Genomic DNA, 15,622 nt, shown 5'->3' with positions numbered 1-15,622 from the left:
TGAGCATCTCATCTAGTTATATAAATTATAATTTCGTGTGATTATTTTTTTAAAGAACGAATCTCTTTACTCAACTCTTTTATTGTCCGGTTTGCGTCAGACAATTCCTCTCTGCAGATTGCATGTGCTCTTAACAGTTCATTGTGACTTTCTAGCAGATTAGTATATTTCTGTTGAATTCCTTCAAATTGGATTTTCAAGTCCGTATAACTTTTCTCACCGCCAATTGGGTTTGATCGAAAATAGGGTGCTAATTCAGGGAAATCAATCGAGAAATCATGGGGAATTGCCTTCCCATATTTTATCATGATAGAATCGGCCAAAAATTCTTTCTTAAAATGATTATACAGTGTATTAGCTTTATATCCGGCTCTTTGAGCAATACTGTCGTTCGTATCCGTACTCAACGACACTGCGATATATAATGCTAATCCTCTTCCTGTATATTCTTTATCAGTTATTTTATTATTCCTTTTTCTCACAAAAACTTTTATCTCAATTTACATAAAGATAGGCAGGCTTTATATTGATATTAAAATTGAAAATAAGTTGATTTTTATTGATTTTTATTTATATTTGTAATACATAATGTTTGTAACACTATTTTTTCATTGATTTAAATAAAGTAAAATAGAATTAAATCAATAAGATTAGAGAAATTGAAGTTAACGAACTCTCGTATCTGAATTTGGCGATTTGCAATGCGAGTGTGAGTACTGCGTCAATTTTCCTATCTTTGAGAAATCTTTTTCTCTGGGTAGGGTTGACGCTTGCTTAGACCATGCATTGCAATATAATCTTCGGGTTATACATTGAAAATTACTTCCCTGAGAGTAATAAGTAAAGGTTTCGCCAAAACCTCAGATGCAAAGGAAAGCAAGTAGTCAACCTATTTTTGCTTAGCTTTTCGGGAGTTCTTAGAAATAAGAGCTGATGAGAACAACGAGTACACCAAATAAGCATCATCTTTTACCATTGCAAAATGGTAATAGTGATGCTTATTTTGTTTTTCGCTCAAGCAACAAACAATTACTTCGAAATTTAGCTTGCCCACCTGAATAGCCCTACTGAATACCTATATACTGCTCCTTCTCTGTCCCTGTCGAATCCGTCATAAATTTTCTAGGGGACTTGGGAGCGGCTATTTTTATAACCCTAAAAAACAAACCAATTTCATCGAAAAAGTAAACGCCATTAGCGTAACGGGATAACTATGCCCCTTCATGCCGTTGTTTTTCGACCATAAACAGACCATATTATGCGCGCACCGATACTGTCAATCATAAAAGATATCTCAAAAACACGCTTTTACAGGAGAAATAGCCTGTTAAATATATTCACGGCAATTTTCGTTTCTATGTTTAGTTTATCGGCTCAGACGCCCCGCAGGGACAGCGGGGCCGATGGGCTATCCCATCTTGTTGCTTTAAAGCCCGGCGATAAGATCCCAGATGCAGTTTGGAACCAGTCGCTCGAATTGAATTATTTCAATGGGAAGAAGAAAACAATCAAGTTCTCAGAGCTTAAAGGTAAGCTGATCCTACTGGATTTTTGGGCCACCACCTGTCCGAGCTGTATCGAAAATATACCCCATATGGAGGAAATCCAAAAGCGGTACCCACAGGAACTAACAGTAGTATTGGTGAATAGCAAAAGAAACAAGGATACTCCCCGCCGCATTAAGATTGTATTGGATCGATACAAGGAAAAGTACAATTTTGAAATCAAACTATTGACCTTATTGGATGATACGATACTAACAAACCTTTTCCCCCACAATACCATACCCAATATTACCTGGATCAATCCGGATGGTATCTTTCTGGGAAATACCTTGCCAGATGAAGTCGGCATAAAAAATATCGAAGCTATTCTCCAAAATAAAAATGCAGATTTACAGCTGAGCGGTGAATTTCGGAATAAGGATAACAGAATGGCAACGCCGCCGATCTTTGATACGACAGGTGTTAAATTTCTGTCCGCTATAACTGGCTATTTACCCGACTATCTACCAACTTATCCGAATGTCGCCCATAAGAATGATAAGTCCAACTATCAAATGGTCAATGCAGCCTTCAATTTTATGCTAAGAAATGCTTTTAAAAATGAATTGAAAGGTTTTGAAAGTACTGACTATGTGTTTGAAGACGGATTGAAGGATAAGATCCAACTAATGCTGCTCGGCGGTTCGCGGCGCGAATACCAATACAGCTATCAGCTCTTTGTAGCGGACACAATCTCGCCGGGCAGGGCTGAGCGCTATTTTCAGAAAGCTTTTAAAGATTACTTCCACCTCACTATAGAGAGGAAAAGAGGCCCGGTATCCTATTACAAAATCGAAATATTGGACAATATTTCGGATTTGAAATCCAAAGGCGGTATGCATCAGATCAATGTAAACCCCGGGGAAGGGCCAATTTTCTTTCGGAACTTTCCCTTGGTAACCCTGCTCAGCCTACTGCATCAGTATGTTGACCTGCCGGTTTCCTATGACAGGAATGAAGACATGCAGGTCGACCTCACATTTCCAGTGGGTTTTGAAGGGATGCCTGTGGAAGAGAAGCTGAGTTTTTTGGCCAGTAAGGGCATTTTGTTGACCAGGCAGCAGCAGGAAAAGGAATATCCCTACATCAGCCGTATTTATTAATCCCAAAGACTTATTGTTATGAAACCATCATGATTTATTCAATCACACCGGAGAATGAATAAATCTGATAGCTTCATCACAACTAAAAAACAAATTAAATAGATGAAAATATATTATTTAATAACCCTTATGCTGTGCTGTAATTTTATTGCACATGCCCAGCAAGACAATTTGCTGATCTCAGGTCAGGTCTATTCGGGCGAAAACAAACAGCCGCTCGGGGGAGTAACGGTCCGGCTGATGGGAAAGGGAACGCTCGGTCGTAGTACCTCGGATGGAAAATTTAAAATAAAGGTGCAGAGTTTGAAAGATACACTGGTGTTCTCCAGTGTGGGATTTATAGAGAGAAAGGTGGCGGTAAGTTTCTTTGATCGTGAAACGCCTCTGTTTCTGGAGAGACAGATAAACTACCTTGAAGAGGCACTGGTCAGTACGGGATATCAGACCATAAAAGCTCGTGATATCACGGGGGCCGTCGAAGTTGTTTCGGCAGATGTGCTGGGTCAGCAGACGGGATTAAATGTACTCCAGCGCCTGAACAATGTAACCGCTGGTATCCGCTTTGATAACCAGCCGATCAATAACCCGGATCTTCAGAAACTGAATTTTTCAGTGCGCGGGCTGAGTACAATAAATGGTAACCTTGACCCGCTGGTGGTGCTGGATGGTTTTATCTACGAGGGTGCAATCGGAAATATAGACCCCAATAACATTGAATCTGTTTCAATATTAAAAGATGCTGCCGCCAGTGCTATCTGGGGAGCAAGGGCGGGCAATGGGGTAATTGTCATGACCTCTAAAAAAGGAGGTATCGGCTTGGCTCGGCAGGTGAAGATCTCGTTAAGCAACACATCCATTATTCGACAGAAGCCTGATCTGAATCAGCTTTACCAGCCCTCTTCCCGGGATTTTATCGAAGTAGAGCGTATGTTATTTGATGGTGGATATTATGATACTTTCCTTAATTATCTGCCCTATTATGCGATGACTCCAGTGATCAATCTGCTGAGTGGTAAAAAACAGGGACTCGTCACAGCGACAGATTCGGCACGTATGATCGATTGGCTTTCCAATCAGGATGGCCGCCGCAATTTTGCAGATAGCTTTTACGGTGCCGCTTTTTCCAATCAGCTTTCCTTGCATATCAATGGGGGTAGCAACTCAAACGCTTATGGATTGGGCGTTGGCTATACGACAGATCGGACAAATCTGAATGCACGCATGCGAAAAATAAACCTGCTCTTTTCCAATAGCTACAGACCTATAGAAAAGATGCAATTAGATCTTACAATCAATTTTACCCAGCAGCTTGACCGATCTGGAAAACCGGACTATTCAAGTTTTAATACAGTGGGGAAAGCTGTGCCATATCTCTATTTTAGAGATGTAGCAGGAAATGAAACACCTTTTGAAAGCATGTACAGCAAAACTTATCTCGATCAGCATTATGCAGATGGTTACCTGGATTGGGGATACTATCCCTTACAGGATTATAAATATGACCGCAAGACAGGTCATCTCAATGAATTATTTGCAACGGCTGGTTTGCGCTACCAATTATTTGACTTCTTAAGTGCCAATGTGGGCTTTCAATGGCAGGATCAGCGTGCGGAGAATGAAAGCCTGCATGAAAAAGACAGTTATTTTACGCGTTTAAAAATCAATCAATTTATGACCGTTGATCCGGTAAGTGGGCAGCGCAAGTATAATGTACCTATGGGAGCCATTCGCGCACTGGACCAACAGCTGGGCAGATCGTACACAGCAAGGGCACAGTTGGATTTTAACAAAATCTTTGGCCAGCATCGTCTACAAGGTATAGTCGGAGCAGAGGCTCGGGAAAATCAGTCGTCGGGAAGTTCAAATACCGCGTATGGCTATAATGAAGTACCGCTCACCTCGGTGCCGGTGGATTATCTAACAGCATTTGCCACGGTACCGGACAATCTGTATTTAAACATTGTGGGTGCGCCCATGTTTACCAAAACGACAAATCGATTTGTCTCACTCTATAGCAACTGGACTGATCTGTACCGTGATAAGTACGCCTTATCTGCAAGTTTTAGAAGGGATGGCGCCAATATCTTTGGAGCAACTACCAACGATAAATGGTCGCCGCTCTGGTCTGTGGGTGCTTCCTGGCAAATGGATCGTGAGGTTTTTTTTAAGGTGGGATGGATAGATGCGCTCAAGCTAAGGGTTACGTATGGCTATAGTGGCAATGTTGATCTCCGCAAGACACCCGAACCAATTGCCGGGAGTGGGGCAGATCGCTATACATTATATCCTATGCTGGGTATTTCAAGTTTGAACGATCCATCGCTGCGTTGGGAGAAAGTGGGTATGCTCAATTTTGGTGCTGATTTCTCAATAATAAAAGGTCGCTTATCAGGGGCTATAGATCATTATCAGAAATATGGCAAAGACCTTTACGGAGAGACAGCCTATGATTACACGACATGGGGCAGCAGTGGAACAATCGTGAAGAATGTGGCCGAGATGCAGGGCAGGGGTTGGGATATCAAACTCAATTCAATAAATACCACTGGTTCATTAAAATGGAGCAGTAATCTCTTGCTGGGGATCAATAAAAACAAGACGACGGCTTACTATAGTAATCTGAATGAGGGTTTAGTGTACTTTCTGGCCGATGGCAACCGGATCAATCCCGTCGTTGGCCTTCCGCTGAACGCCCTTGCCGCGTACACCTGGATGGGGCTGACTGATCAGGGGATGCCACAGGGACTGCTGGATGGCGGGGCAAGTTCAGATTATACCGCGATATTTAGATCGGCATCCATGAACCCCATGGGCAACGAGACGATCACCTATATCGGACCTGCCAAACCGACCTCTTTTGGGAATCTGATCAATACCTTTTCGTACCGTGATTTTGATCTTTCGGTCAATGTGAGCTATAAAGGTGGTTATTATTTTAATAAGCCAACGACCAGTTACTATACCCTGTTTCAGTCCGGGATAGCCTATCCGGATTTTGAGCAGCGCTGGCAAAAGCCCGGTGATGAAAAGGTGACCAATGTACCGGCCATGAATTATCCGGTATCGACCGATGCGGATGCTTTTTACGCCAGGGCAAGTATCAATGTATTAAAGGGCGATCACCTGCGGTTGGAATACATCAATCTCAGCTGGAGAAAATCCTATAAAGTCATGGCTAAGGACGTGAATATTCGCCTCTTTGCTAATGCCAGCAATTTAGGGGTGATATGGTCTGCCAATAAGGAAAATATTGACCCCGAATTTGCTTACAGGTTGCGTCCTTCAAAACAATTTTCACTGGGTCTACAACTGGAATATTAAATCGAAGAAATATGAAAAAGATAATTACCGTCCTGTCAATCGCACTAGGTATTATTGCCATGTGCCTACTGTTTAGCTCCTGTAGCAAGTATCTGGACATTCAATCAAACGATGCCCTGGTAATCCCCAAAAGTCTGGAAGACCTGCAAAAATTACTGGATAATACGCTTACGATGAACCGCGGTATTGGATCGATGGGTGAGATCTCGGCAGATGATTATTTTTTGGAGCAGTCGGTACTGGATATGCAGACGGATATGGACCGGTTAAATTATACCTGGCGGAATAATCTGTATAACTTTAGCAACGATTGGTCTGCAGGCTATGCGCCTGTGTATATCTCCAACTTGGTTTTGGAACGTTTAGACAAGATCGAGCTGACAGCAGCTAATGCGCCAGACTACGATAGAATCAAGGGGACCGCCCTCTTTGCAAAGTCCAATCAGTACCTATCCTTATTATGGAATTATGCTAAAGCTTTCCACAGTACAACAGCTGCGTCGGATCTGGGGATCGTGCTGCGGGGCTCTTCGGATATGAACGAGAAGTCAGAGCGTGCTCCGGTTTTGGGCTGTTATAATGCTTTGCTGAATGATTTACGTGCTGCTTCGGATCTATTGCCACAGGAGAGTACACATGTGATGCGCCCTTCAAAAGCGACTGCTTATGGTTTACTGGCCCGGGCTTACCTTTCGATGGCAAAATATGATTCAGCCTATTACTATGCAGATAAAATGCTCCAGATCAAAAATGATCTGATGGATTTTAATAATCCGGACGAGGTCGATCTGACAGGAACAAATCCGTTTTCGAGGTACAATAAAGAAATCGTGGGTTATTATGAACAGACTTCCAATGGCACTCCCTTGATCCGTATAGCCCAGATGGATACAGTATTGTATAGCTCTTTTGATGCCGATGACCTTAGGAAGCAGGCTTATTTTAAACCTGGTCCGGGCGGTTATCAGGCATTTAAAGGGAATTATGCTGTTGCTTCCAGCGCCTGGGAAACAGTATCGCCATTTGGCGGGATTGCAGTAGATGAAGTTTATCTTATCCGTGCGGAATGTCTGGCACGGGCAGGTAAGCCAGTGGAAGCGCAGGCAGATCTCAATAAGCTATTGGCCACCCGATATAAAGCCGGGACTTTTAAGCCTTATCAGTTGACTCTCGCAACCGATGTACTCGAAATGATATTAAGAGAGCGACGAAAAGAGTTGATCTTTAGGGGGCTGAGGTGGATGGACATCAAACGCCTGAATCTTGAAGGGGCGAATATTGTACAAAGGCGGTTTTTGGCCGGAAAGGAGTATCGGTTGGAGCCTAATGCAAACCGGTATGCTTTGCCATTGCCGGATGATATTATTCGCTTGACAGGAATGGAACAAAACCCACTTTGATAGAACAACCAAAGCCTCCCATATAGGGAGGCTTTGGTGTTTTGAGGAACTGTTTAATTTCGGTTCAACGGATTGAAAGGTGTCGAACTCGACCCTCCGGTACGCTGCGGAATATAACCTGACCCAGCGCCAGCTGCACCGGGAGTTGCATCCATCGAAATTTTTGCTGGATCTAAAGCCGATCCGCTCAAGTCTGTATTGTCAACTGAAAGCGAACAGGCTTTATTGTTCGTCAGATTACAACTATGCCCATTTGGCGTAGTCGTCCAGCGTGATTCATCAGCAACCTGAGATGCATTCAATGGATCTCCGTTGAAATAAACAGTCACAGGAGCTAAACTTTTTCCTGCATAAGCCTCAGCACCTTTAAATGCTGAGAATCCGATAATCATGGCTCCTCCTAATATCATGTAGCCATAATTGTTTAAAAATTTGGTTAGCATTTTGCTACCCTCCTTTCTGTACTGCAGGCCAGTAATTGATTAGTAAAGCTGCTAGCCTGCAAACTTTTGGTAAATAATTGTCGGTACGGTCCTGTGTACCGATCGTATAAGGTTACCAGCAAACCTTTTAAATTGCTGCTGGAAGTATTGGGCTCCCAATAGTCGTAAATGCTGTCCGGTGCGTACCAAATACCCTTTGACTTTCTATAGTGGATATTCCAGTAGCTGATGGCTCCCATTGCCATAAAGCCTATCAGAAATAATGCGATATGTGCTCTGCCCGTCAGTGCACGCTCGCCATATCTGTCCTCCGTACGATGCAATCGCCATCCACTTATCGATAGGCCAAGAATAACGAGATTAAAGATCAAATGCGTTGTCCAGGAAATATTGCTCAAAAAGCTGGTACACATACAGGGTTTCTTTTCATATACATTCAATACCCCCAGAACGATATAGATACTAAAAGCAATAAGCAGTATGATCGAAACTTTCCATCCCAGGGCGCGCAGCCTGACCGGTGGCATTCCCAGCAATACGCCAATACCGATTTCCATGAGCGGAAGCAGCCAAAAGAGTATCGGAGCCAAAGAACTGATCACTGGTTGCTGCTCCAGGGCAATCTTGAACGCTCCTAGCTGCCAGAGTTTTTCCATCCCCACATAGACCCAAAAAAGCACCATTGCTGCCCGAATGATCTTGTATATCATGTTGCCGGCTTTATTTGCTTTCATAACTTTAATTTTTTATTCGTATTTATTATTTCTTTTCCTTGTTTTATTATATTTCGCCGTTTCAAAACAGAGCGCTGTATCTGCCCCTCCATTTGATACAGCGGCCTGCCTCAGCGTCAGCTTCTACTTTCTCGTACGCTGTAAAACAAAGTTAGTATGGAAAATCGGCCGGCGCAGGTGTAACGAAATGGTTGATCTGGAGAGTGTACCTGCCTCTATTCGATTTAAATAAAGACTGGGATGTAATGAAGATGTATTATGCAGTGAAAAGGTTCAGAGGGAATTCTTGGTAAAACAATAGGTTTTGACACAGTGAGGGCTGTTTTTGATCGGTAGAATGAACGCATTCAGGAGGTGTAGCGATGGCATACCCCCTGTTTTTTAAATTTTCTGTATTTTACTGTTTTAATTCGGGAAACTGTTCGTTAAGCTCGGCAAGCATTGTATTCAATACTTTGCGGATACGGATGGCTGCATGAAATTCAGCGCTTTTATCCATCCGGGTCAGGCTATGGGCAGATAGTAATGTGCCTTCCCGCGTTTTGACAAGCCTGGAAAATACCTCGGCAACTTCTTTTTTCTCCGACGACCACATAATATTCGCCTTCACAGATATATGCATCCACAGTTTGAGTTCTTTGCCATTAAAGTTGCTTTGAATAAATTGCTGGGGATCATCCCGCATTGCTGCTGATTGAGAGATATTTTCATCCTCCATGTACTCGCGCATCAACTTGAGCAGGCTCCTGCTGTTGCTATCATAAGCGAAACCCGGGATACAGGAGAAATGTTTGGGAAAGCGTATTAGTAGATCCATAAAAGTAGTGTTGGAGGTGTGCAATTCTTTCCATCGGTTGAAAAATCCCATATGGTTAAAATTTAATTTGACCATCAGGACCAAAAAACGATAATGCCAGTTTTTACTCTGGCGTCTGTCGTCGGCCAATTGGCGCAATGATTCGATCACTTTAGGTAGGTAATCCTGATGTCTGAATTGAATATAAGGAATCTTACCATTTTCAAATAGGCTGTCCATAGCCGAAAGAATTTCGGTGAGATAGGCTTTCGGTATGTTTTTTTGAGTCAGCTTATCCAGGATACCGGGCATATTTGCATATACATATTCATGCATCCGTAGGTAATAATGTTCTGGCAGCGGCGTACAGGGATCAATATCTTTTTTAAAGAGATGTTCGATTCGCTCAAGTAACTCTTCCAGGGCGAATAGTGCCGTAGGATTTTCAATTTTACCTTTTTTACAGAAGCTACTGAGCAGATGGTATAGATGCAACAATTGTGTGTGGTAAAGTTGGATGGCCTGGCGGGCACTATCTACCTTTATGATCTCCCGGTGTGCCTCCAGTGCCAGCGCAAAATTATTATTGCAGGCCTCTGTGATTTCACAAAAATGTTTTGGGATATCCGTGTTCTTCAGATGAACTATGGCTTCTATGAGTATTGTCAGCTTCTGTAGACTTACGATCATCTGTACCTCCTTTTAATATCTTTGTGGTACCATGGCCAGCCATATCTTCCGGGATGCATCTGAAGTATGAGCGAATCTCCCTCATTGGTCTGTTCATGTAGTTTGAGACCTACATTAATGGAAACCTTTTCTTCCTGGCCTTCATACCTGAACGAAAACCACAGTTCGTATATGTCACAGCAAGCGGGGCATTTTTGGATAACAATGGCAGGTATGCGTACAGCTTTAGCATTTGGGATATGCTGGCAATTAGCTATGATCAGCAGCATACGGATATACCAAGTACATGCAATGATCATGATGGGAAATTGGATCCCATAAAGTTTGAAAACATTTGTTTTTCTCCAGAAAAACAGATGTGCCATGGCGCAGACAATAAAAGCTATCGGTATACCTTTTTTTACAGCGACCCAAAACGGTTGCGAGCTGATCAGTAGCTGATAAGTTAGACGGTCAAATAAAGCAATACTACTGGCCTGGATACAGACAAAAAAGATAACAAAAAGCTGCATGATGCGCTCTTGGCCTCGGATTTCCAAAAAAGGGATGAACAATACCAGAATACCGATGCTGTACAAGCACTGCTCTTGCGTCGTTGCTCCAAAAAGCCCATACAAGGTAATCGATACAGCTATCGCAATAAATACATAATTACGGCTGAATGGTATTTTCTTTATCGTCCTCATGATCTATGGTTTAATAATCAGTGAAGTTTTACTCTTTAAATTTACCCACTATAGCACGAAATAATAGTGAATATCCCCATCATTTCAATGAGGGGCAATTTTTTACAATGAGAGGTGATTTCCTTACAACGAAAGAGGAATTTAAGACAATACAGAAATAAATTTTCATCCGGCAGGGGAATTATTTGAACCAAAGAAGGACCTAAAAGCATCGATTTAAGGTAGACGGATATTGTTTAATAAATAATTGGCTAAATTTATATAACAAAAATTTCCTCAACAGGGGAGTTTTTAGCGGCAGTTCTCCGGCGATAGGTTGCTAGGTAATGTCGGATGAACCTGATAGGCGAAAGATATACAGAAAGAAGATATAAATCTGATAAATATGTAGGTTTTGATAGCATTTTTTAAAATGTCGTTTGTACATGAAAAGTTTTAATGAGAATAGATCTCTGGATAATAGAAAATTGACCGTGCAGTATCCCGATGGGATTTGGCAATTGATCGCATCCTTCGTTTTTGGGGGATTCTGTTGGTATCTGGGGTACCGTGGAGCTTTGGCGGAATGGCTTTTAGACTGGCCTGTCACCTATAGCTATCTATTTTTTGTATTGATTGTAGCGATAGTTTTCTTTTATATACGATTGGTTATCGTGATATTGGACAAAAGGCAAAACTGGCTGGTTAGCCCAGAAAAACGCGCCGCTAGCCAATTGTTATTTTGCTGCATATTACCATCACTTTTGCTGTTCTGGATTATAGGCCCCGATCAGCTGGCTAAGGATGAATGGCTGCTATTTCCTTTAATGGTCATATTTAGCGGAATTTTGGTCCTGAATATGGGCCATACAGTCTATTTCTATGTCGCTATTAATCAAAGGCAGAGAAAGTTGATTTTGGAACAGAAGGAAACTATCCTGCAGCAACAGTTAAAAATGAGAAATCTTGAGGAGCAGTTCGAGTTGTTTTCTCCGGATCTAGAAGAACTGAAGGAGATTCTGGAAACAGCTGAGGAAGATAAGGATGTCGATTCTATGGGTGAAATGGACATAGTACAGGTCAAATCCATTGATGTGGAGAAGGAAGTATTCTTGCTCAATAATAAAATCCTGTCACAAAAGATATTGTATAAAGATTTAGGGATTTTTACGTTTAAAAATAGCATCGTCAGCCTTTATCTGAAAAATGCGATGAATGAAAATCTGACCTGTGGCGAGCAGCGCAGCTTAAAGGAAGTTGTAAATATTACGAAGGGCTTTGTACAGAAGATAGACCGGGATAAGGCCATACCATTGGATATGATCCAGGCTTGTCATGGGTTGAAACGGGGCCGGCTGCGTATTGTGCTAAAAACACCTTTTGAGGGGCGATATGATTTTGAGGTTTCCGATAAGATTGCAAAACATATCAGGGAATGGGTCATGTTGCAGGTACCAATAGAAAAGGAGTAATACATGAATAGGTAAAAAAATAGCTATTTATATGGGAACCAACAAGAAATGTAGGGAAACCGGAAAGGTGATATTTGCTTCCTGGATAGAGGCCCGGCTCGTCATGCTCGACATTAAGTGGAACTACTTTTTCAAAAGGGACGAAACAGGCCGTCGCATCAAGCACAGGCAGGGACAGCCTGTACAGCGGAGAGCATATTACTGCACATACTGCAGGGGCTACCACCTGACTAAATGGAAAAAATCAAATTTTAACTCCTATACCGAGAAAAAATGGAGAAGGGATAATGGGGAAGAAAATTCAGACTTATAAAAGCTTTACCCATACCATGATCCTCATCCCCGATTGAAACGGCCACGGCGGAGTCTAAATAGTAAAACGGCCACCCTTTTTGGGGCAGCCGCTTAAGGATTAGTTTATGGGGATTGTTTGAAAAACAATATCAAATTACGCATTTCAAGGAAGTTTTCAAAACCCGGAATTAAAAGCTTTCTATTTTCCCAGCTGCTTGATGAAGTATACAATTTCGGAAAGGGATTTGTTTCCCGGTCCATCTATTGCAGCGAGCTTTTCATACGAAAAGGCCATCAGTTCAGCAACCGTCACTATCCCATGCTTCTGGAGAGCACCTACAGTCTTTGAACTGATCTCCTGCCAGAAATAATAAAGATCGCTTTCAAGGATCATCTCATGGATATAGTCGTTGTCACCCAGGATGGCTGCAGTTTCAGGGAAAGGTTCCGAAGTGAGGTATAATCCATCTTTCGAAGGTCGACCCTCGTTTTCACACCATCCAGATAGATATCAATTTCATGTTCTTTCATGGATTCAGATTATTTGGTCATCAGTTAATGGCCATCTGCTCTGACCGTCGTTCTGTTCAAAAATCAGCATTCAAATTAGGTCAACTTGAATAATAATTCCAAATTTATTCGACCAACTGCCATTAGACCATATCCAAGAGTATGATTTGCTCGATTATTTAAACTTTTCGGACAATCCCTTCACAATTATATCTATCAAAAGCGCCCCACATTGATAAAATCTTCTATCCCGACTACCGCAGCTTGAAAACTAAATCTCCATAGATTTTGGACTCATTTTTAAATTATTTATTTTAGCTATTCAAACCGTAATTAGGCCATGATGAGAAACCAATTGATCCTTTTGTTCATTTTTTCCCTATTGTTTGTTTCCTGCAAAAAGGAAAATTCTGGGCAGGATATGACTGACAGTCTGAAAGGAAAATGGAAGTTAAAAAGTTATGAAACGACCCTTTCAATCGGTGATAAGAATGGGAGCAGTAATGTTCAGATAGACAACCTCCCTTACGAATATCTTAGTTTTGACGGGCGTGACAGTGCTTCTCTACGGTTAACGGTACCGTATTTTATCGGTTCAAGTAGTGCCGGCGACGGCGGAGAATGGAATCTCCCGGGCGCAGATGTAATTATTAAAGATGGGAGCATCCAGACCGGAGAACCTATTTATTACCGCAAATATTATTATCAGCTCGCAGGAAACCGTCTCTTGCTCAAGGAAACCAGGACATTTGACCCATCCGCATGGGTAGAGAAATGGGGAAGCCCTGCGACAGGAATTGTCGATTCCCTCGCAGATTATTACCCAAAGCTCAGGACGGATATAGATTGGTGGGATGTATCTCTTGATAGAAATTCACTAAAATTACAGCAGGAAATCAGCTATGGCGGCAAGGACAGTTTTCGGTCCAAAGTAATAATGCTCTTTTCAAGAGAATAGAGAAGGACGGCTATTTCTCTACTGAGGAAGGATAACATATTTTTTATTTAATATGGAAGCGATACACGATGTACCGCTTCCTTTTGTTATTAAGCAATATTTCTCCCGTTATGGTCTGTCTTTATAAAAGTAAATGCCTGAGGGGTACATCGCTCCGCGATTTTAGCTTGATTTGCAGAGGCCGGTTTATTCTCGATTTTTCTTTCCAGTCTTTCCATATCCACGGCAACCCTGTTATCCAATAACTTCGCATAATGCTGTGTGGTTTTGATATCCGTATGTCCAAGCATCTTTGAAACTGTTTCAATAGGAACACTATTGGCAAGTGTCACAGAAGTGGCGAACGTATGGCGTGATTTGTGAAAGGTCAGTTCTTTGGTGATCTCACATAGGTCTGCAATTTCCTTGAGATAGCTATTCATTTTCTGATTACTCAGCACAGGAAGTGCCATATCCTTTGCCACACATGGTGGATAGGTACGATACCGTTCAATGACTTCAAGAGCCTTGGGCAATAGCGGAATATTTGATGATGTTTCGGTTTTCTCCCTGCTTGTGAAGATCCAGAGTTTTCCATCCACTCCCTCAGCAATATCGGTCCATTTAAGTTTCCTCACGTCTGCATAGGAAAGTCCAGTGTAACAACAAAAGACAAAGATATCACGGACATGTGCAAGTCTTGGTATCTTGAATAATTTCCCCTCTATCCTCCGAAGTTCCGCATCGGTTAAAAATTCTTTTTCTTTAGCTTTCGCCTTGATCTTATAAAAGGTAAATGGATCGTCCGTTATCCATCTATGCGCAATACAGATCTTGATGATCTTGCGAAGGTGCTTCATGTATTTTGCTGCCGACACGGCAGAACAGCTCATCGTGGCACGCAAAAAGAACTCATACCCTGCGACAAAAGCATGGTCAATCTTTCTTGTGTCAATATCCTGCGACCTGTATTCTTTCTCAAGGTATCCACAAATATGCAATAAAGAGGTCTTATACCCTTTGAGCGTATTGGGCTTGAATCCATTGCCGAGCAATGCTTCCATCTGCATATTGTGTTCCCTAAATACATCAAGGAATTGCTTTCGCTTAATATCCTTTCCCTGATACCTTAGTTTGATGGATTCTGCTGTAATTTCCTCTGCGGCAGCCGTCATGGCCGTATGGATCGTACCTACTTTGCTGACTAGGGTATCAAGGTAACTGTTCATGGTTTTGACAACTTCTGTTGTGCCTTTCATACGGTTAGCTTTGGAGTTCCATTTCGACGGATCACATTCCCGTCCAGTGGAGACTTCTTTTGGGATACCATCTACGGTAATCCGCATGTAGATCGGTTTGGGACCGTTAACATAATTTTTGGGTTTCTTCAGATAGAAGAGCAAGGAATAATTTGTACTCATGACAACATCATTTAAGTGAAACAAACCGAGCCGCCTTTGCGGCGAGCTCTGCATCACCACTGAAAAACAAATTTCAGCGATGCAAAATTAGCCTTGCAACTAAAACGGATCAAGATGTTTAATCTTTGAATAAGCTGATAATCAAAATATTAAACATGTTTCAGTGAGTAGCCATGTCGGAGAAAATGACTCACTGAATGACTCACTTTTTTCTTGGTAATTCGTGTAAGTTTTGTAGATACTGAAAAACAAAAAAGCCTGCAAACGTTTAATTTGCAGGCTTTTGTATGTT

Annotated in this window: 14 protein-coding genes; 6 read left to right on the top strand and 8 right to left on the bottom strand. The window is 42.0% G+C overall.

Annotated elements, in window-relative coordinates; genetic code table 11:
• Positions 1–41: 41 nt before the first annotated feature.
• Complete coding sequence (locus G6053_RS29450; RefSeq protein WP_165309397.1) at positions 42–482, bottom strand: keratin; 441 nt, start codon at positions 480–482, stop codon at positions 42–44.
• Positions 483–1,258: 776 nt separating this feature from the next.
• Here G6053_RS29450 and G6053_RS29445 point away from each other — a divergent pair.
• The 3 genes from G6053_RS29445 (at position 1,259) to G6053_RS29435 (ending at position 7,368) form a co-directional block, all read left to right on the top strand.
• Entirely contained in the window at positions 1,259–2,647 is a 1,389-nt protein-coding gene (locus G6053_RS29445; protein WP_165309396.1) for a TlpA disulfide reductase family protein, read from the top strand.
• A gap of 102 nt (positions 2,648–2,749) precedes the next feature.
• A complete protein-coding gene (locus G6053_RS29440; RefSeq protein ID WP_165309395.1) occupies positions 2,750–5,968 on the top strand; it encodes a SusC/RagA family TonB-linked outer membrane protein in 3,219 nt (1,072 codons plus the stop codon).
• An 11-nt stretch (positions 5,969–5,979) separates the two neighbouring features.
• On the top strand, positions 5,980–7,368 hold the full coding sequence (locus G6053_RS29435) for a RagB/SusD family nutrient uptake outer membrane protein (RefSeq protein WP_165309394.1): 1,389 nt from the start codon (positions 5,980–5,982) through the stop codon (positions 7,366–7,368).
• A 53-nt stretch (positions 7,369–7,421) separates the two neighbouring features.
• Here the strand turns inward: G6053_RS29435 and G6053_RS29430 are convergent, their stop codons facing one another.
• The 4 genes from G6053_RS29430 to G6053_RS29415 all read right to left on the bottom strand — a co-directional run bounded on the left by G6053_RS29430 (position 7,422) and on the right by G6053_RS29415 (position 10,717).
• A complete protein-coding gene (locus G6053_RS29430) occupies positions 7,422–7,778 on the bottom strand; it encodes a hypothetical protein (protein ID WP_165309393.1) in 357 nt (118 codons plus the stop codon).
• Positions 7,779–7,804: 26 nt separating this feature from the next.
• Complete coding sequence (locus G6053_RS29425; protein ID WP_165309392.1) at positions 7,805–8,545, bottom strand: MauE/DoxX family redox-associated membrane protein; 741 nt, start codon at positions 8,543–8,545, stop codon at positions 7,805–7,807.
• Positions 8,546–8,942: 397 nt separating this feature from the next.
• Entirely contained in the window at positions 8,943–10,031 is a 1,089-nt protein-coding gene (locus G6053_RS29420; protein WP_165309391.1) for a hypothetical protein, read from the bottom strand.
• Complete coding sequence (locus tag G6053_RS29415; protein ID WP_165309390.1) at positions 10,028–10,717, bottom strand: hypothetical protein; 690 nt, start codon at positions 10,715–10,717, stop codon at positions 10,028–10,030. Before G6053_RS29415 ends, G6053_RS29420 begins: the two co-directional genes overlap by 4 nt.
• A gap of 425 nt (positions 10,718–11,142) precedes the next feature.
• Here G6053_RS29415 and G6053_RS29410 point away from each other — a divergent pair, with 425 nt between their 5' ends.
• Together G6053_RS29410 and G6053_RS29405 are read left to right on the top strand one after the other, a co-directional pair.
• The gene (locus G6053_RS29410; RefSeq protein ID WP_165309389.1) at positions 11,143–12,168 is read left to right on the top strand and encodes a hypothetical protein; all 1,026 of its coding nucleotides are present in this window, start codon (positions 11,143–11,145) and stop codon (positions 12,166–12,168) included.
• Between the two features lie 31 nt (positions 12,169–12,199).
• Positions 12,200–12,481: a hypothetical protein gene (locus tag G6053_RS29405; RefSeq protein ID WP_165309388.1), complete on the top strand. Its 282-nt coding sequence runs from the start codon at positions 12,200–12,202 to the stop codon at positions 12,479–12,481.
• Between the two features lie 180 nt (positions 12,482–12,661).
• On the opposite strand, the gene G6053_RS29400 is transcribed toward G6053_RS29405, so the two are convergent.
• Positions 12,662–12,856 (bottom strand): DNA-directed RNA polymerase subunit alpha C-terminal domain-containing protein, encoded by a 195-nt coding sequence (locus tag G6053_RS29400; protein WP_165309387.1) that lies wholly within the window; start codon positions 12,854–12,856, stop codon positions 12,662–12,664.
• Positions 12,853–12,993, bottom strand: a complete 141-nt coding sequence (locus G6053_RS29395) for a hypothetical protein (protein WP_165309386.1) — start codon at positions 12,991–12,993, stop codon at positions 12,853–12,855. Before G6053_RS29395 ends, G6053_RS29400 begins: the two co-directional genes overlap by 4 nt.
• Positions 12,994–13,312: 319 nt before the next feature.
• Here G6053_RS29395 and G6053_RS29390 point away from each other — a divergent pair, with 319 nt between their 5' ends.
• Entirely contained in the window at positions 13,313–13,930 is a 618-nt protein-coding gene (locus G6053_RS29390) for a hypothetical protein (RefSeq protein WP_165309385.1), read from the top strand.
• Positions 13,931–14,019: 89 nt separating this feature from the next.
• Here G6053_RS29390 and G6053_RS29385 read toward each other — a convergent pair whose 3' ends face one another.
• Entirely contained in the window at positions 14,020–15,330 is a 1,311-nt protein-coding gene (locus tag G6053_RS29385) for a site-specific integrase (protein WP_165309384.1), read from the bottom strand.
• Positions 15,331–15,622 lie beyond the last annotated feature (292 nt).

It is taken from the genome of Sphingobacterium sp. DR205 (assembly GCF_011064245.1).
Taxonomy (GTDB): Bacteria; Bacteroidota; Bacteroidia; order Sphingobacteriales; family Sphingobacteriaceae; genus Sphingobacterium; species Sphingobacterium athyrii.
This window is presented reverse-complemented; position numbering and strand designations above follow the sequence as displayed.